The following is a 26,446-nucleotide window of genomic DNA, read 5'->3' as shown; positions in this document are numbered from 1 at the left end:
GGAGAAGATGGTGGGCGCACTAGGGCTCGAACCTAGGACCCGCTGATTAAGAGTCAGCTGCTCTACCAACTGAGCTATGCGCCCATCGCCAGAAGGCGACAGGGGAGCGGCCACCAACCGCTCCGCCGGTTCCGATGGCGCGAGGCCGCCGGGGTGAGTTACCGCGAGAGTAACCTGAATGGTGGGCGCACTAGGGCTCGAACCTAGGACCCGCTGATTAAGAGTCAGCTGCTCTACCAACTGAGCTATGCGCCCATCGCCAGGAGGCGACGAGGGGAACGGCCACCAACCGTTCCTCTGGTGCCGAGTACCGCAAGGGTATTCGGGATCAGTTACCGCGAGAGTAACTTGGATTGGTGGGCGCACTAGGGCTCGAACCTAGGACCCGCTGATTAAGAGTCAGCTGCTCTACCAACTGAGCTATGCGCCCGCTCTCACAAGAGAACGTCCGGGGAAGCCACCAAACCGCCCCGGCGGTGAGGGTCGTTTAATCGGCCGGCGGGGGGCTGTCCAGCCCCGAAACCCGCCGGCCGTTCGATTTTTTGCCGGCTCGCGCCGGCATCCCCGACTACTCGGCGGCCGCGTGCTGGGCGTGCAGGCGGCTGGCGCCGGCCATCAGTTTGTTCAGCGCGGCGAGATAGGCCTTGGCCGAGGCGACCAGGGTATCGGGATCGGCGCCGCGGGCGGTGACGATGCGGTCGTCCTGGCGCAGGCGCACCGAGACCTCGGCCTGGGCGTCGGTGCCCTCGGTGACGGCGTGGACGTCGTAGAGCTCCAGGGCGGCCTCGTGCGGCACCAGGGCGTGGATCGCCTTGAACACCGCGTCGACGGGCCCGTTGCCGTCGGTCTCCTCGGTGACGATGCGGCCCTCGATGTCGAGCTTCATCGTCGCGCGCTGCGGGCCGCGGGTGCCGGCCATCACCGTGAGCGAGACGAGCTTGATGCGGTCATGGGCGGTGGCCAGATTCTCGTCGACCAGCGCCTCGATGTCCTCGTCGTAGACGTGCTTCTTGCGGTCGGCCAGCGCCTTGAACCGCTCGAAGGCGTCCTGGAACTGGTTGTCCGACAGCCGGTAGCCCATGTCGTCGAGCTTGGAGCGGAAGGCGGCGCGGCCCGAATGCTTGCCCATCACCAGCGAGGTCTTGTGCACGCCGACCGATTCCGGCGTCATGATCTCGTAGGTAGTCTGGTTCTTCAGCATCCCGTCCTGGTGGATGCCGCTCTCGTGGGCAAACGCGTTCCGGCCGACGATCGCCTTGTTGTACTGGACCGGGAAGTGGGTGGCGCCGGCCACCAGCTTCGAGGCGCGCACCAGCTGGGTGGTGTCGATGCCGGTGGAATAGGGCAGCACGTCGGCGCGGGTCTTGATCGCCATCACGATCTCCTCCAGCGCGGCGTTGCCGGCCCGCTCGCCGATGCCGTTGATGGTGCACTCGATCTGGCGCGCGCCGCCCTCGATGCCGGCGAGCGAATTCGCCACCGCCAGGCCGAGATCGTTGTGGCAATGGACCGAGAAGACCGCCTTGTCGGAATGCGGCACCCGCTCGCGGACGGCGCGGAACATCGCCCGGTACTCGTCGGGGGTGGCGTAGCCGACCGTGTCGGGCAGGTTGATGGTGGTGGCGCCGGCCCGGATCGCCGCCTCGACGCAGCGGCACAGGTAGTCGATCGGCGTGCGGGTCGCGTCCATCGCCGACCACTCGACGTCCTCGACGAGGTCGCGGGCCTGGGCCACGGTCTTCAGGATGATTTCCAGGACCTCGTCCTCGGTCTTGCGCATCTGGTGGGCCAGATGGATCGGCGAGGTCGACACGAAGGTGTGGATGCGCCCGCGACGGGCGAACTTCACCGCCTCGCCGGCCCGGGCGATGTCGGCGGGGATCGCGCGGGCGAGGCCGGCGATCACCGCGGACTTGGAGCGGCGGGCGATCTCGGCCACCGCCTCGAAATCGCCGTTGGAGGCGATCGGGAAGCCGGCCTCGATGATGTCGACGCCCATCGCGTCGAGCATCTCGGCCACCGCCAGCTTCTCCTCCAGCGTCATGGTGGCGCCGGGGCATTGCTCGCCGTCGCGCAGGGTGGTGTCGAAGATCAGGACGCGCTCGGAGGACGCGGGGGTGCGGGCGGTCGTGTCGGTCATGTGCGAAAAATCCTGGTTCGCCCGGGATCGCAAGGTCGCGCGGGCGCGGCTGGTCGGCAGGTCTCTCAGATCCCCCAAGGGCCCAGGCGCACGCCCGGACGGCCCTCAGGGGCTGGTAAGGAGAAGGCCGGCGAGGAGGAGCGCGCGCGACCGCGCCGCCGCGAAGGCGGTCGTCGGGGGCGTCAGCAGGGAGCCGGCATGAGCCACGGCTCGCGTCTCCTAAAGGGTGCGGGACCCGGTGCGAGACTCGTCGTTTACCGGCCCGCGGGCGCGATGACAAGCCGCGGCGCGCGCGGCGCGGGAGCGTCCGGCGGCGCGGCGCCGGGATATCCGGGTGGGCGAGGGCCTCGGCCCGGCCGATTCACGAGACGACGGCAGCCGGCTTCGCCGCTGGAGCGGGACGATTGCCGGCTGCCGATTCGCGTTCCCTCAGGCCGCCCGGACGGTGGCGAGGAAGCGCGTCACCTCCGCCGAGAGATGCTCGGACTGGCGCGACAGCGCGGAGGCCGCCGAGAGCACCTGACCCGCCGCCGCGCCCGTCTCCTCCGCCGCGCCCGCCACGCCCGCGATGGTACCGGTCACCTCGCCGGTCCCGGCCGCGGCCTGGGAGACGTTGCGGACGATCTCCTGGGTCGCCGCACCCTGCTCCTCCACCGCCGCGGCAATCGAGGTCGCGACGCCGGAGATCTCCTCGATCCGCGCGGTGATCCCGCCGATCGCGCCGGCGGCGAGGCCGGTCGAGGCCTGGATCGCCGCGATCTGGCCGGTGATCTCCTGCGTCGCCTTGGCCGTCTGACCGGCGAGCTCCTTCACCTCGGCGGCCACCACGGCAAAGCCACGCCCGGCGGTCCCGGCGCGGGCGGCCTCGATGGTGGCGTTGAGCGCCAGAAGGTTCGTCTGCGCGGCGATCGACGAGATCAGCCCGACCACGTCGCCGATGCGGGCGGTGGCCTCGGTCAGGGTGCGGACCTGATCGGCGGTCTGCCCGGCCTCCACCACCGCGGCCCGGGCGAGCCGGGCCGAGCCGTCGACCTGGCGGCCGATCTCCTGGACCGAGGCGCCGAGTTCCTCGGCCGCCGCCGCCACCGTGCCGACGTTGGAGGACGCCTGCTCGGCGGCCGCCGCCACGGTGGTCGATTGCGCGGCGGTCTCCCGGGCGGTGGCGGTCATCACTTCCGCGGTCGCCTGGAGCTGGATCGCGGAGGCCGAGACCCCGCCGACGATGCCGCCGACCGCCGTCTCGAAGGCATCCGCCATCTGGCGCATGCCGACCCGGCGCTGCTCCTCGGCCGAGGCACGGGCGAGGGCCGTCTCCTCCTCCAGGGCGCGAGCCCGCAGCATGGTCTCCTTGAACACCTGGACGGCGCCCGCCATCGCGCCGATCTCGTCGCGCCGGCCGATGCCCGGGACCGGCACCGCGAGGTCGTGGCGCGCCAACCGGCCCATGGCGTCGGTCATGCGGGCGATCGGGCGGGCGATGCCGAGCAGGGAAAACACGATCGCCCCGATGGCGGCGGCGAGCGCCAGCGCGGTCATCACCCCGGCGGCCAGGATGCCGCTGCCGGCGCTGGCGCTGCTGCGTTCGGCGCTCGCGAGCGCCGCCCCGGCATTCATCGCGACGATCGACTTCAGGGCGCCGGTCGCCTGCGCGTTGGTGGCGGTCATCTCGGGCCCGGTCAGCGTCGCCAGCGCGGAGGCCTGGTCGCCGGCCGCCATCGCGCCGGTCACCGCCTTCTGGCCTTCGAGATACTCGCTCCACTTGGTGACGAAGCGGTCGAACGCCGTCCGCTCCTCGGGGCCGGAGATCAGCGGCGCGTAGCGCGCCTGGAGGTCGATCAAGGCCTGACGGCTCTTGATCAGGGCCTGCTCGTTACGGTCGTAGGCGGCATCGTCCGTCGAGGTCACGACGAAGCGGTACAGGTTGAGCCGGTAGCTCTGGGTCTCGGCGTAGATCTGGCTGATCAGGTTCGAGGCCGGGAGGCGGGTCTGGGCAATCGCCACGATGTCGTCCCGCAGCGTCATCAGGCGCAAGATGCCGTTGCCGCCTTGCGCCACACCGAACAGCATCAACGTCAGGATCGTCCCGATCAGGACCTGCTTGAGAGACAACTTCATCACGAAACCGCCCGGCATCGATGGTCGCGCCTCACGATCCGAGGCGCCAGACTTCATAGAGGCGGACTTGTTATGCCTTGATGAATCGATCTGTTGTTGGCGCACAAAGCGTCACGACGTCGAAAAGATCGGCAGCGCCGCCGCCGATGGCCGTAGGGGCGGCGCGATCCTCGCGCGGCGGACTACTCCGCCGCCGCCTGCCCCGCCTGGTGCGGCCGCGGCCGCGCCTTGCGGCGCAGGGCGATCTCCTGCTCGCGCGCCTTGGGCAATTCGCGATGGGCCTGGTCGCGGCCCGGCCGGTAGGGCTTCGGCCAGGATTGGGTGCGGGCGTCGTACCAGGCCGCGGCCTGGCGGCAGAAATTCGGGTTCCACAGGTGCGGCCGGCCGAGCGCCACGATGTCGGCCCGGCGGGTGTGCAGGATGGTGTTGACCTGCCCGGCTTCCGTGATCGCGCCGACCGCCATCACGGCCATCGGGGCGCGGTTGCCGGCGCGGTTGCGGATCGCGTCGGCGAACTGGACCTGGAACATCCGGCCGTAGACCGGGCGCTGCTCGGCGACCGTCTGGCCGGCCGAGACGTCGACGAGGTCGCAGCCCGCTTCGTGCAGGGCCGCGGCCACCGCCACCGTGTCGGCCTCAGTCATGCCGCCCTCGGCCCAGTCGGTGGCGGAGATGCGCACCGACATCGGCCGCTCCGCCGGCCACGCGGCCCGCATCGCCGAAAACACCTCGAGCGGGAAGCGCAGGCGGTTCTCGATCGACCCGCCATAGGCGTCGGTGCGGGTGTTGGTCAGCGGCGAGAGGAACGAGGCCATCAGGTAGCCGTGGGCGCAGTGCAGCTCCAGCATGTCGAAGCCGGCCCGCGCCGCCCGCTCGGTCGCCTGGACGAACTCGTCGCGCACCCGGTCCATCCCGGCCCGGTCGAGGGCGTGCGGCACCTGGCTCACGCCGTCGAGGTAGGGAAGGGCCGAGGCCGAGACGATCGGCCAGTTGCCCGCGGGCAGCGGGTGGTCCATCCGCTCCCAGCCGACCTGCGTCGAGCCTTTGCGGCCGGCATGGCCCAGCTGCATCACGATTCTGGTGTCGGAATGGGCGTGGACGAAAGCGACGATGCGGGCCCATTGCGCCTCGTGCGCGTCGGTCCACAGGCCCGGGCAGCCGGGGGTGATGCGGGCCTCCGCCGACGGGCAGGTCATCTCGGTGAAGAGCAGGCCGGGCCCGCCGAGCGCGTGCGAGGTGTAGTGGACGAAGTGCCAGTCGGTGAGGTTGCCGTCCTCGTCGGCCGAGTACTGCGCCATCGGCGCCATCGCGACCCGGTTCGGGATCCGCATCTCGCGCAAGCGCAGGGGCGTGAACATCGGCGTCGGCCGGCTCGTCCGGTAATCCTCGCCGGTCTCGGCCTGGAGCCGGGCGTAGAACGCGTCGTCGACGGCCGCGACGTAGGCGGGATCGCGCACCACCAGGTTGTCGTAGGTGACGGACTTCGCCCGGCACATCACCACCATGGAGAACTGCTCCGCATCCATGTCCCAGGAGCGGTTCATGTGCTCGAACCAGGCCAGCGACACGTCGGCATTGTGCTGGACGACCTGGCACGGGGTGCGCCGCGCCCGGTCATAGGCCGCAAACGCCGCCTGAACGTCCGCCTCGGCCTTGTCCACGAGCGCGTCCGAGAGCGCGATGGCGCATTCCATGGCGAGCTTGGTGCCCGAGCCGATCGAGAAATGCGCCGAGGCCTTGGCGTCGCCCAAGAGCACGATGTTGTCGTGCGACCACGCGTGGCAGAAGATCCGCGGGAAGCGGCGCCAGGTCGAGCGGTTGAGGAGCAGGCCGTGGCCCTGCAATTCCTCTTCGTACATCTCCTCGAGGACCCGGCGCGCGCCCTCCTCGTCGGCCTCGGTGAAACCGTGGCCCTGCCAGCAGGCCTCGTCCATCTCGAACACCCAGGTCGAGCGGCCGGGCTCGTACTGGTAGGTATGGGCACAGACGATGCCGTGCGGCGTCTCGCGGAAGAAATAGTTGAACTCGTCCATCGGCCGGGTCGAGCCCATCCAGCAGAAGCGGTTGGACTTGATCTCCACCTCTGGCCGGAACGCATCGCGAAAATGCTCGCGGATGCGCGAGTTGATGCCGTCGCAGGCGACGATGACGTCGGAATCGGGGAAGCGTTCCTTGAGCCGGTCGGGCGGGACGCTCTCGCCGAAATGCAGCTCCACCCCCTCCTCGCGGCAGCGCTCCTGCAGGATCTGGAGCAGGCGCATCCGGCTCACCCCGGCAAAGCCGTTGCCGCCGCAGCGCATGACCCGGCCCTCCTTGTGGATCGCGACGTCGTCCCAGTACGAGAAGGCGTCCCGGATCCGGGAGAACGAGCGCGGATCGCGCGACAGGAACTCGTGCAGGGTCTCGTCGGAGAAAACGACGCCGAAGCCGAACGTGTCGTCGGCCCGGTTCTGCTCGTAGACCTCGACCTGCCAGCCGGGCCGGCGCTTCTTGGTCAGGAGCGCGCAGTAGAGCCCGCCGGGTCCGCCGCCGATCACCGTGACGCGCATGGAGGGCTCCTTCTCGTGGCGGCGGGCTCGCCGGCATAGAAACTTTATACTTGAAATATCGCGACGCAAGAGGGTGTGCGGCCCGGGATCGGGCCAGCCTTCGACGACCCGATACCCGACCGCGTTAGTCGGTTCGAATGCTGCGATGCAGCGATCGAAACGTCTTTCTTTTCAGCATAGTGCTCGTTGCATTGCACACAAATGCGGCATGGCAGAAAAATCGCCGAGGGCGGTTGTCAGGCGATATTTCATGCGTAAAGTATTTCAGGTGAGACGGCTCGGGATCCGACGAAAGACGCGCCGCTTTCGTCTCCCGCGCCGACTCGACTTCGGCCGCGGCGCACCGGACAAGTGCCGACGATGCTCTCGACCAGAAGGGGACACACGGAATGACGCTGATCCGGACCACCGCCAGCCGCCTCGCGACCGCGCTTCTCTGCGCCACGGTGCTGGCCGGACCCGCCGCCGCGCAGGGCCAAGGGGAAGGATCCGGAAAGGTCCGGGTCGGGCTGATGTTCACCCTCTCGGGGCCCTCCGCGGTGCTCGGCGAGCAGGGCCGCGACGGGTTCCTGCTGGCGCTGGACACCCTCGGCAAGAAGCTCGGCGGTCTCGACGTGGAGGTGGTGACGGTCGACGACGAGCTCAAACCCGATGTCGCGACCAACAAGGCGCGGGAGCTGGTCAAGCGCGACCGGGTCGATTTCGTGGTCGGCCCGACCTTCTCCAACGTGCTGCGCGCGGTGGTGCGCCCGGTGACCGATGGCGGCGCCTTCCTGATCTCGCCCAATGCCGGCACGTCGAACTATGCCGGGGCGGAGTGCAACCCGAACCTGTTCGTCTCCTCCTACCAGAACGATCAGGTCCACGAGGTTCTGGGCAAGTACGCCCAGAACAAGGGCTACAAGCGCCTCGTCCTGCTCGCGCCGAACTACCAGGCGGGCAAGGATTCGCTCGCCGGCTTCAAGCATTCCTACAAGGGCGAGGTGGTGAACGAGATGTTCACCCCGCTCGGCCAGCTCGATTTCTCGGCCGAGCTCGCCCAGATCTCGGCGGCCCAGCCCGACGCAGTCTTCGCCTTCATGCCCGGCGGCATGGGCGTCAACCTGGTGCGCCAGTACCGCCAGGCGGGCTTGAGCACGATCCCGTTCCTCTCCGCCTTCACGGTCGACGAGAGCACCCTGCCGGCCCAGAAGGACGCGGCGGTCGGGTATTATGGCGGCGCCAACTGGGCGCCGGACCTCGACAACCCGCAATCCAAGGCCTTCGTCGCGGCCTACGAGAAGAAGTACGGCAGCGTGCCCGGCACCTACGCCATGCAGGCCTACGACGCCGCCCTGATGATCGACGCCGCGGTCAAGCGCGCCAAGGGCGACCTCAAGGACAAGGACTCCCTGCGCGCCGGTCTCAAGGCCGCCGAGTTCCCCTCCCTGCGCGGCAACTTCAAGATCGGCAACAACCACTACCCGATCCAGGATTTCTACCTCGTCAAGGCCGCCAAGCGCCCGGACGGCAAGTACGAGACTCAGATCGCCGAAAAGATATTTTCGAATTATCAGGACAATTACGCTGCCGATTGCAAGATGAAGTGATCGATGGGTAAAATGGTGCCGGGCCGATGCTCAACCTGTTCCTGATCCAGGCGCTGAACGGCGTCCAGCTCGGCATCCTGCTGTTCCTGGTGGCGGCGGGGCTGACGCTGATCTTCGGGGTGATGGACCTCATCAACCTCGCCCACGGCGCGCTCTACATGATCGGCGCCTACCTGGCGGCGACGTTCACCGCCGCCACCGGCAGCTTCGGCCTCGGCCTGCTGCTGGCTTTGCCGGCAACGCTCCTCTTCGGCCTCGCCCTCGAGTTCCTGGTGGTGCGCCACCTCTACGGGCGCGACCATCTCGACCAGGTGCTCGCCACCTTCGGGCTGATCCTGATCCTCAACGAGGGCGTGCGCATCGTCTGGGGCGCAGCCCCGATGAGCGTGCCGGTGCCGGACGCCCTGTCGGGCTCGGTCCGGCTCGTCGGCACCCTGCATTACCCGCTCTACCGGGTCGCGATCATCGCCGCCGGCCTCGCCACGGCGTTGGGCCTCCACCTCCTCGTCAACCACACCCGGCTCGGCATGCGGCTGCGGGCCGGCGCCAGCAACGGCCCGATGGTGGCGGCGCTGGGTATCGACATCCGGCGGCTCTTTCTGGTGGTGTTCGGCCTCGGCGCGATGCTGGCGGGCTTTGCCGGCGCGATGGTGGCGCCGATCCTGTCGGTCGATCCCGGCATGGGCGATTCGGTGCTGATCCTGACCTTCGTGGTCATCGTCATCGGCGGCGTCGGCTCGGTGCGGGGCGCCTTCGTCGCCGGGCTCCTCGTCGGCCTCGCCGACCAGCTCGGGCGCACCTTCGGGCCGATCCTGCTGCGCAGCGTGATGGATGCCTCCGCCGCCTCGCAGACCGGGCGGACGCTCGCCCCGATGCTGATCTACATCCTGATGGCCGCCGTGCTGTTCTTCCGGCCCTCCGGCCTGTTCCCGGCGCGGGGGTCCCGATGAGCACCCTCGTCGCCCGCATGGCGGCCGCGCCGCCCCGCCGCCGGGCCGCGCTCCCCGGCACGGCTTTGGCCGGGCTGGTCCTGGCGGCTCTCGCCGCCCTGCCGGTCGCCGCGGAAGCCGCCGGCCTGCCTTTCCTGGTCGTCACCGCGACCCGGATGATGATCTTCGGGCTCGCCGCCCTCTCCCTCGACCTCGTGCTCGGCTACGGCGCGATGGTGTCGTTCGGCCACGCCACCTTCATCGGTTTGGGGGCCTACGCGGTCGGCATCCTCGACGCTCACGGCATCCGTGACCTCGCGGTGCAGGCGCCGGTGGCGGCGGTGACGTGCGCGCTCTTTGCCCTCGTCACCGGGGCGATCTCGCTTCGCACCCGCGGCGTCTACTTCATCATGATCACGCTGGCCTTCGGGCAGATGGCGTATTTCTTCATGGTCTCGCTCGCGCCCTACGGCGGCGACGACGGCTTGCCGCTGTCCGGCCGCTCGACCCTGTTCGGGATGCGGCTGATCGAGGGCGATCCGGCCCTGTTCTATCTGGTGCTCGCGGTGCTGGCTGTGGCGCTGCTGGCACTCCGCCGCGTCGTCGCCTCGCGCTTCGGCCGGGTGCTCCGCGGCAGCCGCGACAACGCGGTGAGGATGCAGGCGATCGGCTTCTCGCCCCTGCCCTACCGGCTCACCGCCTACGTGATGGCGGGCGCCGTCGCGGGCCTCGCCGGGGTGCTGCTCGCCAACCAGGCCGAGTTCGTCTCGCCGGCCTATATGAGCTGGCAGCGCTCGGGCGAGCTGATCGTCATGGTCGTGCTCGGCGGCATGGGCACGCTGGTCGGGCCGGTGGTCGGCGCCGCCGCGCTCATCGCCCTCGAAGAGGTGCTGGCGCATTACTCCGACCATTGGCGCCTCGGCCTCGGGGTGATGCTGGTCGCCGTCGTGCTCCTCTCCCGCGGCGGCCTCGCGGGGCTGGCGGCGAAGATCGGGAGGCGCGCGTGACCCCGCTCCTCTCCGTTCGGAATCTGCGAAAATCTTACGGCGCCCTGAAGGTGACGGACGACGTCAGCCTCGACGTGGCTCCGGGCGAGTTGCACGCGATCATCGGCCCGAACGGCGCCGGCAAGACCACGCTGATCCACCAGCTGTCGGGCAGCCTGCCGAGCGATTCCGGCACGGTCCATCTCGCCGGCGAGGACGTGACGGCGCTCCCGATGGTGGCGCGGGTGCGGCGGGGGCTGGCCCGCTCGTTCCAGATCACCTCGATCCTCGACGGGTTCTCGGTGCTGGAGAACGTCGCGCTCGCGGTCCAGGCCCGCGCCGGCTCAAGCTTCCGCTTCTTCCGCCCCGCCGCGAGCGAGACCCGGCTCAACGCCGAGGCGATGGATGCCCTCGGCCGCGTCGGCCTCGCCGACCGCGCCGCGCGGCGGGCCGGCAGCCTGTCGCATGGCGAGAAGCGCCAGCTCGAACTGGCGGTCGCGCTCGCGACGAAGGCCCGCCTGCTCCTCCTCGACGAGCCGCTGGCCGGCACCGGCCCGGAGGAATCGGCGATCCTGGTCGGGCTGATGCGCGAGCTGAAATCCACCCACACGATCGTCCTGATCGAGCACGACATGGAGGCGGTGTTCGCGCTGGCCGACCGGATGAGCGTGCTCGTGTACGGCCGCGTCATCGCGAGCGGCGCGCCGTCCGTGGTCCGCTCCGATCCGGCGGTGCGCGCCGCCTATCTCGGCGAGGAGGAGGCGGCCTGATGCTCACCGTCGAGGGTCTGGAGAGCGCCTACGGCGATTCCCGCATCCTGTTCGGGATCGACCTCTCGGTCGCCAAGGGCGAGGTGGTGACGCTGCTCGGCCGCAACGGCATGGGCAAGACCACCACGGTGAAGTCGATCTTCGGCCTCCTGAAGCCCCGGGCCGGCCGCATCCTGATCGACGGCGAGGACATGGCCGGGCGCCCGTCCCACCTCGTCGCGCGGCGCGGCCTCGGGCTGGTGCCGGAGGGCCGCCAGGTTTTTCCGACGCTCTCGGTCGAGGAGAACCTGGTCGCCACCCATCGCGGCGGGCGCGGCGCCAAGTGGACTTTGGAGGCGGTCTACCGCCTGTTCCCGCGCCTCAAGGAGCGGCGGCGCAACGGCGGCGACCAGCTCTCGGGCGGCGAGCAGCAGATGCTGGCGATCGGCCGGGCGCTCATGACCAACCCGCGCCTCGTCGTCCTCGACGAGGCCACCGAGGGGCTGGCCCCGCTGATCCGCGAGGAGATCTGGGCCTGCCTGCAGGCGATCAAGGACGAGGGCGAGGCGATCCTGGTGATCGACAAGAACGTCGATGCGCTGGCCCGCTTCGCCGACCGGCACGTGGTGATCGAGAAGGGCCGCGTGGTCTGGACCGGCACGAGTGCGGCGCTCCGCGAGGCGCCGGAGGTGAAGGATCGGTTCCTTCATGTGTGAAACATCCGTCGAAGGAGTAGGCCCATGACCCCCATGACCGCAGGCATCACCCGCGCCGGTGAGGGCATCGAGGGCGTCCGCTGGAACATCCTCGGGCAGATCTACGTCCCCAAGCAGCTCTCCGAGAGCTCGCTGTCCTGGCACGCCACCTTCCCGCCGGGCACCTTCGTGCCGCCGCACATCCACCCGACGCAGGACGAGTTCCTGTACATCCTGCAAGGCCGGCTCACCGCCGTGCTCGACGGACAGGAGAGCGTGGCCGAGCCGGGCGACACGATCCGGCTGCCGCGGGGCCAGCCGCACGGGCTGTTCAACCGTTCGGACGCCGACGTGAAGTGTTTCTTCTGGGTCTCGCCGGCCCGCCGCCTCTACGACCTGTTCTGGGCCCTGCACAATCTGGGACCCCAGGCGAACCCCGCCGATGTGGTGGCGATCTCGGCCAAGCACGAGGTCGACTTCCTGCCGCCCCCGGACGCGGAGTGAGGCGATGCGCGTCCTGATCGTCGGCGCCGGGATCGGCGGGCTTGCCACCGCCCTGATGCTCCACCGGCGCGGCATCCGCGCCACGATCGTCGAACAGGCCTCCGAGGTGCGCGAGGTCGGGGTCGGCATCAACACCCTGCCGCACGCGATCCGGGAACTGGCCGAGCTCGACCTGCTGCCGGCCCTCGACCGGGTGGCGATCCGCACCAAGGAACTGGCCTATTTCAACCGCCAGGGCCAGGAGGTCTGGCGCGAGCCGCGGGGGATCGAGGCCGGCCATCCGGTACCGCAATTCTCGATCCATCGCGGGCGCCTGCAGGCGGTTCTGTACGAGGCGGTGCGCGAGCGACTGGGGCCGGACGCGGTGCAGACCGGGCTGGCGCTCTCCGGCTTCCTCCAGGACGAGGGCGGGGTCACCGCGCACTTCACCGATGCGCTCCGGGGCGATGCCGGCCGGACGATCAGAGCCGACGTGCTGATCGCCTGCGACGGCATCCACTCGGTGGTGCGTAAAAAATTCTTCCCCGACGAGGGCCCGCCGCGCTGGGACGGGGTGCTGATGTGGCGCGGCGCCACCGAATGGGCGCCCTGGGGCGACGGCCGCACCATGGCGATCGGCGGCGGCATGGGGGCGAAATGCGTCCTTTACCCGATCGCCGAGGCCGAGGGCGGCCGCCAGCTGATGAACTGGGTGGTGTTCGTGAAGATGGCGGACGGGCAGGTCTCGCCGCCGCCCAAGGAGAGCTGGTCGCGGCCCGCCCACCGCTCGCAGGTGCTGCCCTACGCACGGCGCTTCGCCCTGCCGGGCTTCGACCTCGCCGCGCTCGTCGAGGCGACGCCGCAGATCTTCGAATACCCGATGTGCGACCGCGATCCGCTGCCGCGCTGGAGCCACGGCCGGGTGACGCTTCTGGGCGACGCCGCCCATCCGATGTACCCGGTCGGCTCGAACGGCGCCTCGCAGGCGATCCTCGACGCGCGGGCGCTCGGCGACGCGCTGGCGAGCGCCGAGCACCCGATGCAGGCGCTCCATACGTATGAGGCCGAGCGCCGGCCGAAGACCGCCGAGATCGTGATGCTCAACCGCAAGGGCGGGCCGGAGCGGGTGATCGACGAGGTCGAGAAGCGGGCACCGGCCGGGTTCGCCCGGGTCGAGGACGTGCTGAGCCATGCCGAGCGCCAGGCGATCGTCGGGGGCTATGCCGGCAAGGCCGGGTTCGCGGTGGCCGGGAACGTGAGTCCGCTGCGGGTGGCGGTGTAGATCAAACGTTTTGTTCCGCGGGCGGCGAAGGCTCTCCGGAATAAGGAAAAGGCGCGAGGATCCCCCCTCTCCCGTGTGGGAGAGGGGCCGGGGGTGAGGGTGACACGCTTCAGTGTGAACGACTGAGCGCGGTGCTGGCAGCTCGACAGTCGAGCGATGTTCGGAACCGCGCCACCCTCACCCCTACCCCTCTCCCACACGGGAGAGGGGATCCCGCGCCCAGCAGTCTCCCGGAAGATCCTCATTCGTGGGTACCCACGCCCAATTCCTTTAAGGTTGAAATATCCATGCCCCACACCTCTCCCTTTCCCCGCCACGTCCTCGTCACCGGCGCCGCCCGCGGCATCGGGCGGGCGATCGCGGCCGGGTTCGTGGCGGCGGGGGAGCGGGTGACCGTGCTCGGCCGCACGCCTTCGAGCGCCGAGCGGGCGAAGGCCGAACTCGGGGCGGCCCACGCGGTCGCGGCCGACGTGACCGATGCGGCGGCCCTTGAGCGCGCCCTGACCCATGCTGCCGAGCAGGCCGGCCCGGTCGCGGTGCTGGTCAACAATGCCGGCGGCGCCGAGACCGCGCCGCTCGCCCGCAGCGACGTCGACACCCTGCGGCGGATGATGGCGCTGAACGTCGAACCGGTGCTGGTCGCCGCCCGCGCCGTGGTGCCGGGCATGAAGGCGGCGGGTGGGGGCCGGATCGTCTCGGTCGCCTCCACCGCCGGGCTCAAGGGCTACGCCTATGTCGGGGCCTATTGCGCCGCCAAGCACGCGGTGGTGGGTCTCACCCGGGCGCTGGCGCTCGAACTCGCCGCCACCGGCATCACCGTGAACGCAGTCTGCCCCGGCTTCACCGATACCGATCTCGTCGGCACGGCCATCGACGGGCTGGAGGCGAAGACCGGCCGCGACCGCGCCGCCCTGCTGACCGAGTTCACCCGCCACAACCCGATGAGCCGGCTGGTCCGCCCGGAGGAGGTGGCCGACGCGGTGCTGTGGCTGGCGGGAGCGGGCGCCGGGGCGGTCACCGGCCAGGCCGTCGCGGTGGCGGGAGGCGAGCTGTGACCGCCGCACCGGACCTCTCCGCCGAGATCCCCGCCCACCGCACCGAGTTGCGGCTGTGGCTGCGCCTGCTCACCACCGCCAACACCATCGAGGCGGAGATCCGCCGGCGCCTGCGCGACCGCTTCGACACCACGCTCCCCCGCTTCGACCTGCTAGCGCAGCTCGAACGCGCCCCGGACGGCATCCAGCTCGGGGAATTGTCGCGCCGGATGATGGTGTCGAACGGCAACGTCACCGGCCTCGTCGAGCGGCTGGCGCAGGAGGAGCTGATCGACCGGCAGGTCTCGGAGACCGACCGCCGGGCGGTGCAGGTGCGGCTCACGCGCCAGGGCCGCGCCGTCTTCGCCGAGATGGCCCGGGCCCATGCCGACTGGATCGCCGAACTCGTCGGCGCCCTCGGGCCCGCCGAGCAGGAAGCCCTCTCGACCCAGCTCTCCGCCCTCAAGGCCTCGGTGCGGCCGGGCGGGGCCCCAGCAAAACCCAAGCAGAAACGTCAGGGAGGCACCATGAGGCGCCAGAACGCCATCGCGGCCCCGCTCGCGGGCTTCACGCCGCAGCATTTCGGCTTCGCGATCGAGGGCGGCATCGCGACCGTGACCTTGAACCGGCCGGAGAAGAAGAACCCGCTCACCTTCGAGAGCTACGCGGAGCTGCGCGACACCTTCCGGGCGCTCCGCTTCGAGGAGAGCGTGACCGCCATCGTCATCACGGGGGCCGGCGGCAACTTCTCCAGCGGCGGCGACGTGTTCGAGATCATCGAGCCGCTGACCACGATGGGCGCCGCCGATCTCCACGCCTTCACGACCATGACCGGCGACCTCGTCAAGGAGATGCGGGCCTGCCCGCAGCCGGTCGTGGCCGCGGTCGAGGGCGTCTGCGCGGGCGCGGGCGCCATCATCGCCATGGCCTCCGACCTGCGGGTGGCGGGCACCGGCGCCAAGGTGGCGTTCCTGTTCAACAAGGTGGGGCTCGCCGGCTGCGACATGGGCGCCTGCGCGATCCTGCCCCGGATCATCGGCCAGGGCCGGGCCTCGGAGCTTCTCTATACCGGTCGCTTCATGAGCGCCGAGGAGGGCGAGCGCTGGGGCTTCTTCAACCGCCTGGTCCCGGCGGGCGAGGCCCTGAGCACGGCCCGCGAAACCGCCCGCGCGCTCACGCAGGGCCCGGCCTACGCCAACGGCCTGACCAAGCGGATGCTGCACATGGAATGGGCGATGGGGGTGGATGCCGCCATCGACGCCGAGGCGATGGCCCAGGCGCTCTGCATGAAGACCCAGGATTTCCGCCGCGCCTTCGAGGCCTTCGCGGGCAAGACCAAGCCGGTCTTCGAGGGGGATTGAGCGATGGTCATCGGTATCCCGATCTCTCCCACCCTCGACCTCATCCTGAGGTGCGACCGCAGGGAGCCTCGAAGGAGGGCTCCAGACATCGCCGTGGCCCCTGGAGCCCTCCTTCGAGGTCAGTCGATCTTCGATCGACTGACACCTCAGGATGAGGTCGAGGGTAGGATGAACCAAGTGGGGAGGCCCTGACATGCCCGACCGGACCTTCCTCGACTGGCCCTTCTTCGAGCCCCGCCACCGCGACCTCGCGGCGGAGGCCGATGCCTGGGCCGCCCGCACGGTGCCCGATCTCGTCGACCACCACGACGTCGACGGCTCGTGCCGGCGCCTCGTCGCGGCCCTCGGCGAGGCGGGGTTCCTGCGCTTCGCCGCCCCCGAGGACGGGGTGTTCGATGTCCGCGCGCTCTGCCTCCTGCGCGAGACCTTCGCCCGCCATGATGGGCTGGCCGATTTCGCCTTCGCCATGCAAGGCCTCGGCACCGGGGCGCTGACGCTCGCCGGCACGCCGGCCCAGCGCGAGGCGGTGCTGCCCGGGGTGCGGGCGGGCCGCCGCATCGCCGCCTTCGCGCTGACCGAGCCGGAAGCCGGCTCCGACGTCGCCCAGATCGCGCTCGCGGCGGTGCCGATGCCCGACGGCACGGTGCGGCTCGACGGCGAAAAGACCTGGATCTCGAATGGAGGCATCGCCGATCAGTACGTGGTCTTCGCCCGCAGCGGCGAGGCGCCCGGCGCCCGCGGCCTCTCGGCCTATCTGGTCCCGGCCGACACGCCCGGGCTGGGGATCGCGGAACGGCTCGACACCATCGCGCCCCACCCGCTCGCCCGGCTGCTTTTCGAGGATTGCCGGGTGCCGGCGGGAAACCGCATCGGCGAGGCGGGAGCGGGCTTCAAGGTCGCGATGGCGACGCTCGACGTGTTTCGCGCCACCGTCGGCGCCGCGGCCCTCGGCTTCGCCCGTCGCGCCCTCGATGCCTCCTTGCACCGCGCGCAGAACCGCAGGCTGTTCGGGGCGCCGCTCGCCGCGATGCAGCTGACCCAGACCAGCCTCGCCGAGATGGCGACGGCGATCGATACGGCGGCGCTCCACGTCTACCGCGCCGCCTGGACCCGGGATTCCGGCGCGCCGCGCATCACCCGCGAGGCCGCGATGGCCAAGATGGTGGCGACGGAAGCAGCCCAGGAGGTGATCGACCGGGCGGTGCAGCTCCATGGCGGCGAGGGCGTCCGCTCCGGCTCGGTGCCGGAGACGCTCTACCGCGAGATCCGGGCGCTGCGGATCTACGAGGGCGCCACCGAGGTCCAGAAGCTCGTCATCGCCCGCCAAATTCTCGCCTGAGAGGAGGTTCGTCCGATGGAGGCTGCCGTGCCGCAAACTCGTCCCATCGCGTATCCCGAAGCCGTCGCCGGGGATGCTCCCCGCCCGGGCGGCAGCCCGTGGGCCCGGCGGCCGGACACCTTCGTGCGGGACAACCTGCCCCCGCCGGACCGGATGCCGGACTTCGTCAACCTCGACCGGCTCGGCTATCCCGAGCACCTGAACGCCACGGTCGAACTGGTGGACCGGCACGTCGCAGAGGGGCGCGGCGAGCGGGTGGCCCTCGTCGGGCCGGACGTGACCTGGACCTATGCCGAACTGGCGCGCCGGATCGACCGGATGGCGAACGTGCTGGTCGACCGGCTCGGCCTCGTCCCGGGCGGGCGGGTGCTGCTGCGCTCGGCCAACAACCCGACCAAGGTCGCGCTCTACCTCGCGATCATCAAGGCGGGCGGGATCGTGGTGGCGACCATGCCGCTCCTGCGGGCGCGCGAACTGACCCAGATCCTCGACAAGGCGCGGATCCCGCTCGCCCTCTGCGATGCCGGCCTGATCGACGAGATGGCGAAGGCCGTGGACGGGCGCGCCGAACCGGTGCGGGTCGTCACCTGGCGCGGCACCGCCGGGGGCGAGCTCGGCGACCTGCTGCGCGACGCCTCCGACCGGTTCGAGCCGCCCCTCACCCGGGCCGACGATCCGTGCCTGCTCGGCTTCACCTCCGGCACCACCGGCCTGCCCAAGGCGACGATCCACTACCACCGCGACCTCCTGGTGATCTGCGACGCCTACGGCCGCGAGGTGCTGCGGGCGAATGAGGACGACGTGTTCATCGGCTCGCCGCCGCTGGCCTTCACCTTCGGACTCGGCGGGCTGGTGCTGTTTCCCTTCCGGGTCGGCGCCCGGGCGGTGCTGCTCGAGAAGGCGGGCCCGGCCGATCTCGCGGCGGCGATCGCGCGATACCGCGCGACCGTGCTGTTCACGGCGCCCACCGCCTACCGGGCGATGCTCGGCCTGATCGGCCAGCACGACCTGTCGTCCTTGCGCAAGTGCGTCTCGGCCGGCGAGACCCTGCCGGCGCCGACCTGGCATGCCTGGGCGAAGGCGACCGGCCTCAAGCTGATGGACGGCATCGGCGCGACCGAGATGCTGCACATCTTCATCGCCTCGCCGGAGGACGAGATCCGCCCCGGCGCGACGGGGCGGCCGGTGCCGGGCTACGAGGCCAGGGTGATCGATGCGGAGGGGAAACCCTGCCCGCCCGGAATGCCGGGGCGGCTCGCGGTGCGCGGGCCGATCGGCTGCCGCTACCTCGCCGACGAGCGCCAGGTCGTCTACGTGCAGGACGGCTGGAACGTCACCGGCGACACCTACCTGCAGGACGCGGACGGCTATTTCTGGTTCCAGGCCCGCAACGACGACATGATCGTCTCGGCCGGCTACAACATCGCCGGCCCCGAGGTGGAGGCGAGCCTGCTCGCCCATCCGGCGGTGGCGGAGGTCGGCGTCGTCGCCGCGCCCTGCCCCGAGCGCGGCCGCATCGTCGCGGCCTACATCGTGCTGGATCCGGGCTTCACCGGCGACGACGCCCTGACCAAGGCGCTGCAAGAGCACGTCAAGCAGGACCTCGCGCCCTACAAGTACCCGCGGGCGGTGCATTACGTGTCCGCCTTGCCCAAGACCGAATCCGGCAAGCTGCAACGCTTCGCCCTGCGCCGGCAGGCCGAGGTGGAGGCCGCAGCCTCCTAGGTTTCGATTATTCTTTGGGGACGACGCGCCGGTCTCCCCTCTCCCCGCGGGCGGGGAGAGGGCTGTGTCTCCGTCCAGGAGACGCAGCAAGCGCAGGCGAAGCCGGAGCGAGGGTGAGGGGGCCTCGACAAGTGAGACTCCTCCGGCAACACCCCCTCACCCTCGCGGCGAACCTGCGGTTCACCGCTCCCCGAGCCCCTTCGGAGCTCAGGCCTCTCCCCGCCCGCGGGGAGAGGAGAAACCCGCGCTTCTTCATTTCCCCGGACGACCCTGGATGACAGGGAGGAGAGGGGAATGCCCATCACAACTTCAGCGATCCACAAGCCGCCCAGGGAGAGACCAGATGACCGCCAGCCCGATCCCGCTCCGCCCCGCGACGGAGGCGCCTGCGCTCACCACCCTCCAGCCCCCGGGCTGGAAGAAGCCGAAGGGCTACGCCAACGGCATGGCCGGCCGCGGCACCGTGGTGATGACCGGGGGCCTGATCGGCTGGGACGAGAACGAGGTGCTGGCCGAGGGCTTCATTCCCCAGGTCGAGCAGATTCTCCGCAACATCCTCGCCGTGCTGGCCGAGGCCGGGGGCGGGCCGGAGCACGTCGCGCGGCTGACCTGGTACGTGCGCAGCGTCGACACCTACCGGGCGTCGCTCGCCGAACTCGGGCCGGTCTACCGCCGGGTGATGGGCCGCAACTTCCCCGCCATGGCGCTGGTCGGCGTCGCGGACCTCGTCGAGCCGGGCGCATTGGTCGAGATCGAGGCGACCGCGATCGTGCCGGACGCCGCCTGATGCAGCCCGTCTCCTGGGTCACGGGCGGGGCGCTCGGCGACAGCGACCGCGCCTACGACAATCTCGGCGCCATCGCGGGCGCCAAGACCTATCCGCCGCGCTGGATCGCGGCGGCTGCGGCGTTCCGCGAAGGCCTCGTCGCGCAAGGGCGCGCTCGCCTGGGCCTGTCCTACGGGTCGGGCCCGCGCCACGCCTACGACCTCTTCCTGCCCGAGGGCGTGCCCGCCGGCCTCGCGGTGTTCGTCCATGGCGGCTACTGGAAGGCCTTCGACCGCTCGGTCTGGTCGCACCTCGCCGCCGGGCCGCTCGCCCACGGCTACGCCGTCGCGGTACCGAGCTACACGCTCTGCCCCGAGGCCCGCATCGCCGACATCACGACCGAGATCGCCGCCTTCCTCGACCGGGCGAGCGCCGAGGTGGCGGGGCCGATCCGCCTCGCCGGGCATTCCGCGGGCGGGCACCTCGTCAGCCGGATGCTCTGCACCGACGTCGCCCTCGCCTGCGCCGGGCGGATCGACCGGGTGGTGTCGATCAGCGGCGTCCACGATCTGCGCCCGCTGCTCGCCACGGCCATGAACGAGACCCTGCGCCTCGATCCCGAGGAGGCCCGGGCCGAGAGCCCGGCCCTGCGCGAGCCGCGCTCGGGCACGCACCTGATCGCGGTCGCGGGCGCCGACGAGCTGCCGGAGTTCCTGCGCCAGAACCTGCTGCTGCCGACGATCTGGCACGGGCTCGGGGCGCGAACCGAGGCGTTCGAGATCCCGGGGCGTCACCACCTCGGCGTCGTCGAGGACCTGGCCGATCCGGGCAGTCCTCTGACGCGGGCGCTGGCGGGCGGCTGAGGCCGCCCCCTCTTCAGATCCGCACCGTCCGGTTGCGGGCCGCCAGCAGGCCGAAGCTTCCGGCCGAGAGGCACAAGACCCCGTAGAGCGCCGCCGGCAGTCCCCAGCCGCCGCTCCACTCATGGGCGATCCCGACCAGGAACGGACCGAGCGCCGCTCCGCAATAGCCGACGCCCTGCGCCATGGCGGAGAGCTCCGCCGCGGCCCGGGGATCGCCGGCCCGCAGCACGATCAGCGTGAGGGCGAGGCCGAAGCAGCCGCCGAGACCGAGGCCGAGCAGCAGCGCGAAGCCCCAGGCCAGCAGCAGCGGACCGACCAGGAGCCCGATGAAGCCGACGAGCGGCAGGCTGACGACCAGCACCACCCAGGGCCGCTGATCCGGCCGGCGCGCCGCCAGCGTCGGTACTACGAGGGCGAGCACGCCCTGCGCCAGCGCGGAGACCGAGGCGACGAGGCCGGCCGTCACGATGTCGAAGCCCCGGTCGACCAGGGCCGCGGGCAGCCAGCCGAACACGATGTAGGCGAGCGAGGATTGGAGGCCCATGAAGGCGGTGACCTGCCAGGCCAGGGGATCGCGCCACAGCGCCCCGCTCGGCCGCGCCGCCCCCCTGGCGGGTTTTTCGCGATTGCGGGCGAAGGGCAGCCAGGCCGCCGCGGCGACGAGGGCGGGGGCGGCCCAGAGCATCAGGGCGCCCTCCCAGCCGAGGCCGAGGGCATGGCGCACCGGCACGGTGAAGCCCGCCCCGGCGGCGGCGCCGAGGCAGAGGAGCGCGGTGTAGAGCCCGGTCATCAGGCCGGCCCGGTCGGAGAAATCGCGCTTGACGATGCCCGGCAGGATGACGCCGACGATCCCGATCGCCGCCGCGGCGATCACCGAGCCGAGAAAGAGCAGCGGCAGGCCACCGAGGCCGCGCACGCCGAGGCCGAGCGCCAGGACGAGGAGCGCCGCCAGCACCCCGGCATCCGGCCCGACGCGCCGCACCAGGAGCGGCGCCAGGCGGCCGAATATGCCGAGGCACAGGACCGGCACGGTGACGAGGGCCCCGGCGAGCGCACCCGAGAGGCCGGTCTCGGCCCGGATGCCCGGCAGGAGCGGGCCGACGCTCGACAGGGCGGGCCGCAGGTTGAAGGCCACCAGCATCAGCCCGAGACCGATCAGGACCGGGTGGAATCCCGCCCTCCCCGGCCGCGCGGCAGCGGCGCCCGGCTCCCGTTCGATGGTCCGCACCGGCCTTCCTCCCCTCGCGCGTGACGCGCGTTGAGAGGGGTCATACCGTCCCGGAGCACGGCTGAGGACCGGCAAGTTTGCAACCCCGCACCGATGCGGAGCGCCACGGGCGGGGATTCAGCGGCGCAAGCCCGGTCCCGATCAATCCGCCTTGACGGGCGCGCGCTTGCCGGCGGGCTTGCGGCGGGGCTTGGCCGCCGGTGCGGCGGCCTCCGGCTCGCTGGCCGGCGCCTTGGCCGGTTCCTGCACCGGCTCGGGCACCTTGGCCTCGCGGGTGATCATCTCCACCATGCTCTGCGGCAGGCGGACGAAATGGCCGGTGCCGTGGCCGGACCGGTCGAGGATCTCGGCGAAGACCGGCTTGTGCGGCTCGTGCCCGGCCTCGCCCAGCGCGCAGGGGCGGCGCGGCAGGGCGCTCAGCTTCGCGGCGAGTTCCTTCGGCACCAGTGCGTTCACGCCTCACCCTCCCGACGGCCGGACAGAGCGGAGGTGTAGGACCCGCAGGGTTAACGATCGGCTGCCGGCGGCGCAGCGGCGGCGTGCGCCTCCGGGACGCCCGGCGAGGCGGCAAGAGGCGTCGCGCCGGTAAAGGCGCCGTAGGAGCGGCGCAGCAGGGCGCCGTCGAGGTCGTGCCCGATCAGCACCAGCTGGGTGCGGGCCCCGCCCTCGGGCCACTCGGCCAGGTGACGGGGCGGATGGACGAGGTGCTGGACGCCCTGGATCACCACCGGCGTCGCGACGCCCTCGACCGCCACCAGCCCCTTGAGCCGCAGGATCCGGGCGCCGTGGCGGTTGAGCAGCATGCCGAGCCACAGCCCGAACCGGGTCCAGTCCACCGGCCCGCTCTCGATCGTCACCGCTCCGACCGGGCCGTGGGATTCCGCCGGCACCTCGGCGCAGAGCCAGCGCCGGGCATTCGCAGGACCGGTCGGGTCGTCGGTGAGAAGGGCCGCTTCCGGCGCGTCGTCGAGGGTGAGGTCGGTGACCGGCGCGAGCGGGTTGAGGGCGGCGAGCCGCGCCCTGAGGGCGGCGACGGCCGCCGGCGGGGCGAGGTCGGTCTTCGACAGGATCAGCCGGTCGGCGCAGGCCGCCTGCCGTACCGCCTCCTCGTGGGTGTCGAGGGTATGGGCGCCGTTCACCGCATCGACCACCGTGACGATGGCGGCGGTCGTGAAGGCGTGGCGCAGGACCGGGTCGGCCACCAGGGTGGCGACCGCCGGACCCGGATCGGCGAGGCCCGTCGTCTCGATCACCACCCGGCGGAAATCCGGCACCAGGCCGCGCCGGCGCCGGTCGTGCAGGTCGACGAGCGCCGCCTTCAGGTCGCCGCGGATGCTGCAGCAGACGCAGCCGCCGCGCAGGAGCGCCACCTCGCCCTCGAGCGGCTCGACCAGCAGGTGGTCGAGCCCGACCTCTCCGAACTCGTTGATCAGGACCGCGGTGTCGCGTAGCGCCGGCCAGCGCAGCAGGCGCCCCAGCAACGCGGTCTTGCCGGCGCCGAGGAAGCCGGTGAGCAGGGTGACGGGCGTCGCGCCGGGAGAAGGTGCCGAGCCGGGCGTCACCGCGCCTCCAGGGCGGCGATGATCGCGGGATCGAGGGGGTCGCAGGCGCGGCCGGTCAGGCGCTCCGCCGCCGGCCAGAGCGCGCCGAGATGGTCGACCATCGCGGTTCGCCCCGTGCGGCCCGACAGCGTGTAGCGGTCGGCCCAGGCCGCGAGGCGCAGGCCGTAGAGGCCGAGCACCCGGTTGGCGGCCTCCGCCCGGGCCCGCCGCCCGGCCTGGGCCGGGCCCGGCCGGGCCACCCCGTCGCTCCAATGACCGGGCGCCCCGAAGGCGCCGCACAGGCCGCACATCGAATCAGGATTCCGGCCGCGCCGTGCCCTCGAACGGGAAGCGCCTCGCAAAATCCTCGGCGATGGTCTCCATCGTCACGAAGCGCACGCCGTCATGGGCCTTGAAGTGCTGGAACAGGCGCTCGTGCATCTGCAGCACGTGCGGCTTGCCCGAGACGTCCGGGTGGATGGTGATCGGGAAGACGGCGTAGTCGTAATTGGCGTAGACCCAGTCGAACTGGTCGCGCCACATCTGCTCGATGTCGCGCGGGTTGACGAAGCCGTGGCTGTTGGGCGCCGCCTTGACGAACATCATCGGCGGCAGGTCGTCGAGGGTCCAGGAGGCCGGGATCTCGATCAGCCGGGTCTCGGTGCCGTGCTCGAACGGGCGCATCCAGGTCGAGGGATGCTGGGCGTAGTCGATCTTGGTCCAGCTCTCGTCCACCCGCACGTAGTAGGGGTGGTGGTCGTTGTGCATCAGCGAGTGGTCGTAGCGGATGCCCTTCTTCTGCAGGAGCTCGTTGGTCTTCGGGCCGAACTCCCACCAGGGGGCGACGTAGCCCCGGGGCGGCCTTCCGGCGAGATCGGCGATCAGCCCGACGCACTTGTCGAAGATCGCCTCCTCCTGCTCGGGCGTCATCGCGATCGGGTTCTCGTGGCTGTAGCCGTGCATCCCGATCTCGTGGCCCGCCGCCGCCACGGCCCTCATCTCCTCGGGAAAGGTCTCGATCGAGTGGCCGGGGATGAACCAGGTCGTCTGGATGCCCCACCGCGAAAACATCCGCAGCAGCCGGGGCGACCCGACCTTGCCGGCGAAGACCCCGCGGGAGATGTCGCAGGGGCTGTCCTCGCCGCCATACGATCCGAGCCAGCCCGCCACCGCGTCGACGTCGACGCCGTAGGACACGAAGATCTCTTTCGCCATGCGCGTCATCCCGCCTGCCCGGCGGGCATCTGACAACCGGCGGCGCGGCGCGGTCAAGCCGTAACGGGCCCGGCACCAGGATGTAAAAAGGGCGCGGCCCCTCCCCCGCTCCGGGGGAAACGCCGCGCCCTGGTCTCAGGGTCGAAAGCCTTGCGGATCCTCAGTCGATATCCGCGACCGCCTCGGCGCCGCCATAGACCCGGTGGGCGAGCGAGGCCTCGATCAGGTCGTCGATGTCGCCGTCGAGGACGTCGTCGGGGCTGGTCGACTGGGCGCCGGTGCGCAGGTCCTTCACCAGCTGATAGGGCTGGAGCACGTAGGAGCGGATCTGGTGACCCCAGCCGATATCGGTCTTCGAGGCCGCCTCGGCATTGGCCTTCTCCTCGCGCTTCTTCAGCTCGAGCTCGTAGAGGCGGGCGCGCAGCATGTTCCAGGCGGTGGCCCGGTTCTTGTGCTGCGAGCGCTCCTGCTGGCACGCCACCACGATCCCGGTCGGGTTGTGGGTGATGCGCACCGCCGAATCGGTGGTGTTGACGTGCTGGCCGCCCGCACCCGACGACCGGTAGGTGTCGATCCGGCAGTCCGATTCCTTGATCTCGATCGTAATCCGGTCGTCGATGACCGGATAGACCCAGACGCTGGCGAAGCTGGTGTGCCGCCGGGCGTTGGAATCGTAGGGCGAGATCCGCACCAGGCGGTGGACGCCCGATTCGGTCTTCAGCCAGCCATAGGCGTTGTGGCCCTTGATCAGGAGCGTGGCGCCCTTGATCCCGGCCTCTTCGCCGTCGGACCACTCGACGATCTCGACCTTGTACTTCCGGCGCTCGGCCCAGCGGGCATACATGCGCTGGAGCATGTTGGCCCAGTCCTGGCTCTCGGTGCCGCCGGCGCCGGCATGGACCTCGACATAGGTGTCGTTGCCGTCGGCCTCGCCCGAGAGCAGGGTCTCGATCTGGCGGCGGGCCGCCTCGCCCTGAACGGCACGGATCTGCTCCTCGCCCTCGCGGATGGTGGAGGTGTCCTCCTCCATCTCGCCGAGCTCGATCAGCGTCGCGCCGTCCTCCAGCCCCTGTTCGAGGCGGCGGATCGCGGTCGCGGCGTCGTCGAGCTGCGTGCGCTCGCGCATGACCTTCTGGGCCTCCTCCGGATCGTTCCAGAGCGAGGGGTCCTCCGAGCGGGCGTTCAGCTCCGCGAGGCGCTTGTCAACGGTATCCCAGTCAAAGATGCCTCCTCAGCAGTCCGATCGACTGCTTGGCGGCATCCGAGAGTTGCTCGATCTCGGCGCGCATCTGGTGTGGGTTCACTCGCGTGAGGTGGGGTGCAGGGTGATAGCGCCGAGGGGCGCGGGTGTAAACGGATTGCAGCGACGCCGATGCGTCAGCACCCCTACGGCCATCGAAACCGGTTCCCGGCTGTCCATCAGGATGCGGCGCGCACGGGCATGGGCAAGAAGCCGACCCCGAGGGCCTTCATCACGGCCAACAGAGTTGCGAGGGTCGGATTATCCAGATCGTATCCCTCCTCCGATATCCCCGCCTTCGACGCGATCCGTGCCTCGCCCTTGGCGCGAACGGCGATCTCGAGAGCTGTCGCGATATGGTTCGCATCGCCCGTCTCGAAGGCGTCCGAGAGGAAGACCGCGATGGCCTCGTCGGTTTGGAGCGAGGCCGCAAAATCGTAGTCGGTGATCTCTTCAGCCATGGTCAGGCCTCGTCGGCGGCAAGTTGCAGCGCCTTCTGGATCTCGCGATTCTGGCTGGATTTGTCATCCCCGCAGAGGAGAAGCACGATGTCATCGCCCCGCCATCGAAAATAAAGGCGTTAACCAGGGCCATAGTGGATACGCAGTTCGCTCACG

The 26,446-nt window shown here is 70.7% G+C and carries 23 protein-coding genes, 3 tRNA genes and 1 pseudogene; 14 read left to right on the top strand and 13 right to left on the bottom strand.

Annotation, left to right across the window (positions count from 1 at the left end; all coding sequences use genetic code 11):
• Positions 1-8: 8 nt before the first annotated feature.
• The 6 genes from miv_RS03290 to miv_RS03265 form a co-directional block, all read right to left on the bottom strand.
• A tRNA-Lys gene (locus miv_RS03290) sits at positions 9-84 on the bottom strand.
• 95 nt (positions 85-179) lie between these two features.
• Positions 180-255: transfer RNA gene (locus tag miv_RS03285), tRNA-Lys, on the bottom strand.
• Between the two features lie 99 nt (positions 256-354).
• A tRNA-Lys gene (locus tag miv_RS03280) sits at positions 355-430 on the bottom strand.
• Between the two features lie 138 nt (positions 431-568).
• Entirely contained in the window at positions 569-2,140 is a 1,572-nt protein-coding gene (locus miv_RS03275; RefSeq protein WP_058617355.1) for a 2-isopropylmalate synthase, read from the bottom strand.
• Positions 2,141-2,569: 429 nt separating this feature from the next.
• Positions 2,570-4,255 carry a methyl-accepting chemotaxis protein gene (locus miv_RS03270; protein ID WP_207181411.1) on the bottom strand — a complete coding sequence of 562 codons (1,686 nt, stop codon included), beginning with the start codon at positions 4,253-4,255 and terminating at the stop codon, positions 2,570-2,572.
• Between the two features lie 182 nt (positions 4,256-4,437).
• On the bottom strand, positions 4,438-6,804 hold the full coding sequence (locus miv_RS03265) for an oxidoreductase (RefSeq protein WP_207181409.1): 2,367 nt from the start codon (positions 6,802-6,804) through the stop codon (positions 4,438-4,440).
• 389 nt (positions 6,805-7,193) lie between these two features.
• On the opposite strand from miv_RS03265, the gene miv_RS03260 reads away from it, so the two are divergent.
• The 14 genes and pseudogenes from miv_RS03260 to miv_RS03195 all read left to right on the top strand — a co-directional run bounded on the left by miv_RS03260 (position 7,194) and on the right by miv_RS03195 (position 20,605).
• A complete protein-coding gene (locus tag miv_RS03260) occupies positions 7,194-8,393 on the top strand; it encodes an ABC transporter substrate-binding protein (RefSeq protein ID WP_207181407.1) in 1,200 nt (399 codons plus the stop codon).
• Positions 8,394-8,419: 26 nt separating this feature from the next.
• The gene (locus tag miv_RS03255; protein ID WP_207181405.1) at positions 8,420-9,343 is read left to right on the top strand and encodes a branched-chain amino acid ABC transporter permease; all 924 of its coding nucleotides are present in this window, start codon (positions 8,420-8,422) and stop codon (positions 9,341-9,343) included.
• Positions 9,340-10,329 (top strand): branched-chain amino acid ABC transporter permease, encoded by a 990-nt coding sequence (locus miv_RS03250; protein WP_207181403.1) that lies wholly within the window; start codon positions 9,340-9,342, stop codon positions 10,327-10,329. The genes miv_RS03255 and miv_RS03250 overlap by 4 nt, the downstream gene beginning before the upstream one ends.
• Positions 10,326-11,078, top strand: a complete 753-nt coding sequence (locus miv_RS03245; protein ID WP_207181401.1) for an ABC transporter ATP-binding protein — start codon at positions 10,326-10,328, stop codon at positions 11,076-11,078. Before miv_RS03250 ends, miv_RS03245 begins: the two co-directional genes overlap by 4 nt.
• Positions 11,078-11,773, top strand: coding sequence for an ABC transporter ATP-binding protein (locus tag miv_RS03240; protein WP_207181400.1), 696 nt, complete (start codon positions 11,078-11,080; stop codon positions 11,771-11,773). The genes miv_RS03245 and miv_RS03240 overlap by 1 nt, the downstream gene beginning before the upstream one ends.
• Positions 11,774-11,797: 24 nt before the next feature.
• On the top strand, positions 11,798-12,256 hold the full coding sequence (locus miv_RS03235) for a cupin domain-containing protein (RefSeq protein ID WP_048442117.1): 459 nt from the start codon (positions 11,798-11,800) through the stop codon (positions 12,254-12,256).
• A 4-nt stretch (positions 12,257-12,260) separates the two neighbouring features.
• The gene (locus miv_RS03230) at positions 12,261-13,517 is read left to right on the top strand and encodes a flavin-dependent oxidoreductase (RefSeq protein ID WP_207181399.1); all 1,257 of its coding nucleotides are present in this window, start codon (positions 12,261-12,263) and stop codon (positions 13,515-13,517) included.
• A 287-nt stretch (positions 13,518-13,804) separates the two neighbouring features.
• Complete coding sequence (locus tag miv_RS03225; RefSeq protein WP_207181398.1) at positions 13,805-14,572, top strand: SDR family NAD(P)-dependent oxidoreductase; 768 nt, start codon at positions 13,805-13,807, stop codon at positions 14,570-14,572.
• Positions 14,503-14,820, top strand: a pseudogene (locus miv_RS33885) (hypothetical protein); the annotation flags it as partial. The gene miv_RS03225 and the pseudogene miv_RS33885, both read left to right, overlap by 70 nt.
• A 258-nt stretch (positions 14,821-15,078) precedes the next feature.
• Entirely contained in the window at positions 15,079-15,912 is an 834-nt protein-coding gene (locus miv_RS03215) for an enoyl-CoA hydratase family protein (protein WP_207183371.1), read from the top strand.
• 193 nt (positions 15,913-16,105) lie between these two features.
• Complete coding sequence (locus miv_RS03210; RefSeq protein ID WP_207181397.1) at positions 16,106-17,251, top strand: acyl-CoA dehydrogenase family protein; 1,146 nt, start codon at positions 16,106-16,108, stop codon at positions 17,249-17,251.
• A 153-nt stretch (positions 17,252-17,404) separates the two neighbouring features.
• Positions 17,405-18,976: an AMP-binding protein gene (locus miv_RS03205; RefSeq protein WP_244749024.1), complete on the top strand. Its 1,572-nt coding sequence runs from the start codon at positions 17,405-17,407 to the stop codon at positions 18,974-18,976.
• A gap of 343 nt (positions 18,977-19,319) precedes the next feature.
• Positions 19,320-19,763: a RidA family protein gene (locus miv_RS03200; RefSeq protein ID WP_048425796.1), complete on the top strand. Its 444-nt coding sequence runs from the start codon at positions 19,320-19,322 to the stop codon at positions 19,761-19,763.
• Positions 19,763-20,605, top strand: coding sequence for an alpha/beta hydrolase (locus tag miv_RS03195; protein ID WP_207181395.1), 843 nt, complete (start codon positions 19,763-19,765; stop codon positions 20,603-20,605). Before miv_RS03200 ends, miv_RS03195 begins: the two co-directional genes overlap by 1 nt.
• A gap of 13 nt (positions 20,606-20,618) precedes the next feature.
• On the opposite strand, the gene miv_RS03190 is transcribed toward miv_RS03195, so the two are convergent.
• The 7 genes from miv_RS03190 to miv_RS03160 all read right to left on the bottom strand — a co-directional run bounded on the left by miv_RS03190 (position 20,619) and on the right by miv_RS03160 (position 26,290).
• A complete protein-coding gene (locus miv_RS03190) occupies positions 20,619-21,833 on the bottom strand; it encodes an MFS transporter (RefSeq protein WP_244748841.1) in 1,215 nt (404 codons plus the stop codon).
• A gap of 141 nt (positions 21,834-21,974) precedes the next feature.
• Positions 21,975-22,289 (bottom strand): hypothetical protein, encoded by a 315-nt coding sequence (locus miv_RS03185; RefSeq protein WP_207181393.1) that lies wholly within the window; start codon positions 22,287-22,289, stop codon positions 21,975-21,977.
• A gap of 50 nt (positions 22,290-22,339) precedes the next feature.
• A complete protein-coding gene (locus miv_RS03180) occupies positions 22,340-23,395 on the bottom strand; it encodes a CobW family GTP-binding protein (RefSeq protein WP_207181392.1) in 1,056 nt (351 codons plus the stop codon).
• Positions 23,392-23,685, bottom strand: coding sequence for a hypothetical protein (locus tag miv_RS03175; protein WP_048425792.1), 294 nt, complete (start codon positions 23,683-23,685; stop codon positions 23,392-23,394). The genes miv_RS03180 and miv_RS03175 overlap by 4 nt, the downstream gene beginning before the upstream one ends.
• A 4-nt stretch (positions 23,686-23,689) precedes the next feature.
• Positions 23,690-24,589 carry a polysaccharide deacetylase family protein gene (locus tag miv_RS03170; RefSeq protein ID WP_058617340.1) on the bottom strand — a complete coding sequence of 300 codons (900 nt, stop codon included), beginning with the start codon at positions 24,587-24,589 and terminating at the stop codon, positions 23,690-23,692.
• Between the two features lie 160 nt (positions 24,590-24,749).
• Positions 24,750-25,878, bottom strand: a protein-coding gene (gene prfB / locus miv_RS03165; RefSeq protein ID WP_207181390.1) for a peptide chain release factor 2 whose coding sequence is annotated in 2 segments (ribosomal slippage) — positions 24,750-25,808 and positions 25,810-25,878 — 1,128 coding nt in all. Because the reading frame shifts where the segments join, the coding sequence is not laid out codon by codon here.
• A 130-nt stretch (positions 25,879-26,008) separates the two neighbouring features.
• Entirely contained in the window at positions 26,009-26,290 is a 282-nt protein-coding gene (locus miv_RS03160) for an addiction module antidote protein (RefSeq protein ID WP_207181387.1), read from the bottom strand.
• Between the last annotated feature and the right edge of the window lie 156 nt (positions 26,291-26,446).

The sequence above is a fragment of the Methylobacterium indicum genome (genome assembly GCF_017347565.1).
In the GTDB taxonomy this organism is placed as follows: Bacteria; Pseudomonadota; Alphaproteobacteria; order Rhizobiales; family Beijerinckiaceae; genus Methylobacterium; species Methylobacterium indicum.
The sequence above is the reverse complement of the archived record's forward strand: the minus strand, read 5'-3'. Positions and strand labels throughout refer to the sequence as shown.

Coding starts and splice junctions, on each gene's coding strand:
- miv_RS03275 (WP_058617355.1), bottom strand. CDS start 2,140: ATGACCGACACGACCGCCCGCACCCCCGCGTCCTCCGAGCGCGTCCTG.
- miv_RS03270 (WP_207181411.1), bottom strand. CDS start 4,255: ATGAAGTTGTCTCTCAAGCAGGTCCTGATCGGGACGATCCTGACGTTG.
- miv_RS03265 (WP_207181409.1), bottom strand. CDS start 6,804: ATGCGCGTCACGGTGATCGGCGGCGGACCCGGCGGGCTCTACTGCGCG.
- miv_RS03260 (WP_207181407.1), top strand. CDS start 7,194: ATGACGCTGATCCGGACCACCGCCAGCCGCCTCGCGACCGCGCTTCTC.
- miv_RS03255 (WP_207181405.1), top strand. CDS start 8,420: ATGCTCAACCTGTTCCTGATCCAGGCGCTGAACGGCGTCCAGCTCGGC.
- miv_RS03250 (WP_207181403.1), top strand. CDS start 9,340: ATGAGCACCCTCGTCGCCCGCATGGCGGCCGCGCCGCCCCGCCGCCGG.
- miv_RS03240 (WP_207181400.1), top strand. CDS start 11,078: ATGCTCACCGTCGAGGGTCTGGAGAGCGCCTACGGCGATTCCCGCATC.
- miv_RS03235 (WP_048442117.1), top strand. CDS start 11,798: ATGACCCCCATGACCGCAGGCATCACCCGCGCCGGTGAGGGCATCGAG.
- miv_RS03230 (WP_207181399.1), top strand. CDS start 12,261: ATGCGCGTCCTGATCGTCGGCGCCGGGATCGGCGGGCTTGCCACCGCC.
- miv_RS03225 (WP_207181398.1), top strand. CDS start 13,805: ATGCCCCACACCTCTCCCTTTCCCCGCCACGTCCTCGTCACCGGCGCC.
- miv_RS03215 (WP_207183371.1), top strand. CDS start 15,079: ATGAGGCGCCAGAACGCCATCGCGGCCCCGCTCGCGGGCTTCACGCCG.
- miv_RS03210 (WP_207181397.1), top strand. CDS start 16,106: ATGCCCGACCGGACCTTCCTCGACTGGCCCTTCTTCGAGCCCCGCCAC.
- miv_RS03205 (WP_244749024.1), top strand. CDS start 17,405: ATGCCGGACTTCGTCAACCTCGACCGGCTCGGCTATCCCGAGCACCTG.
- miv_RS03200 (WP_048425796.1), top strand. CDS start 19,320: ATGACCGCCAGCCCGATCCCGCTCCGCCCCGCGACGGAGGCGCCTGCG.
- miv_RS03195 (WP_207181395.1), top strand. CDS start 19,763: ATGCAGCCCGTCTCCTGGGTCACGGGCGGGGCGCTCGGCGACAGCGAC.
- miv_RS03175 (WP_048425792.1), bottom strand. CDS start 23,685: ATGTGCGGCCTGTGCGGCGCCTTCGGGGCGCCCGGTCATTGGAGCGAC.
- miv_RS03170 (WP_058617340.1), bottom strand. CDS start 24,589: ATGGCGAAAGAGATCTTCGTGTCCTACGGCGTCGACGTCGACGCGGTG.
- miv_RS03160 (WP_207181387.1), bottom strand. CDS start 26,290: ATGGCTGAAGAGATCACCGACTACGATTTTGCGGCCTCGCTCCAAACC.